Raw genomic sequence first — 832 nt, forward strand, 5'->3', positions numbered from 1 at the left:
TTATTTCCTCAATTAAAACTGGCCAAAGGTCTGTCATTAAGGGAAGTGTCGTGCTATGAATCCTTTCTATACACTCCTCAACAATCTTTTTGCTCTCTTCGCTTGGTGCCGAACGTGCACCCTGGTTCATAGCAACCAAAGCACGGATAGCTTGAGGTTTACGCTCAGTAAAGCGAATACCAAAAGCTCCTGTCATCATATGTGCGAGATGCGCACCGATGTGAAACTCTTTACCACGCAAGTCCTTAAAAGAAAGGTCCAGTAAATCTTCTTTTCTAAGTATGGCCAAAAAGTCGATATACTCACGATCAAATTTGAGAAACATACCGTCAGGGCAATAGTCTGCAATCACACAAGGAACATGGTGGGTTTTACCTAAGTGCAGTATTGCCTCATGATGAATCGGTCGACGAATACTTGAGCGACGTTCCTGACTCTTGTTCATTGCGTAATCCGCTGTTGTTGAGTTCGATTAATATGGTCCATGAATAGTCTAAATCTGTTTCATCAATACTTTTGCATTGCGGCTAGAGTTATAGTTTTTCCCGCCAGGCAAGTGCTCTGAAGAACTCAAGCCGAAGCCCCGTTCTTTAAACCATTGTTCAGTCTTAGTTGTTAACACAAATAAACGGGATAAGCCTAGAGACCTTGCTCTATCTGTTACAGCTTCTAACAAACGATCTCCACGGCCTTTTTGTCGATAATCCGGATCGACCGCGAAACACGAGAGTTCACCGGCCTTGTCTTCAGTAAAAGGATATAAACCAACACAAGCTATGATCGCGTTGTCACGAGCCTCAACCAGAAAATAATCTAATTCCGTCTCAAGTAG

The 832-nt window shown here is 43.0% G+C and carries 2 protein-coding genes; both read right to left on the reverse strand.

Annotation, left to right across the window (positions count from 1 at the left end):
- A partial coding sequence (locus tag A3763_RS20420) for a hypothetical protein (RefSeq protein WP_156495217.1) occupies positions 1–445 on the reverse strand: 445 nt, incomplete at its 3' end.
- A gap of 48 nt (positions 446–493) precedes the next feature.
- A partial coding sequence (locus A3763_RS20425) for a GNAT family N-acetyltransferase (protein ID WP_156495218.1) occupies positions 494–832 on the reverse strand: 339 nt, incomplete at its 5' end.

This window comes from Oleiphilus sp. HI0128, assembly GCF_001635365.1.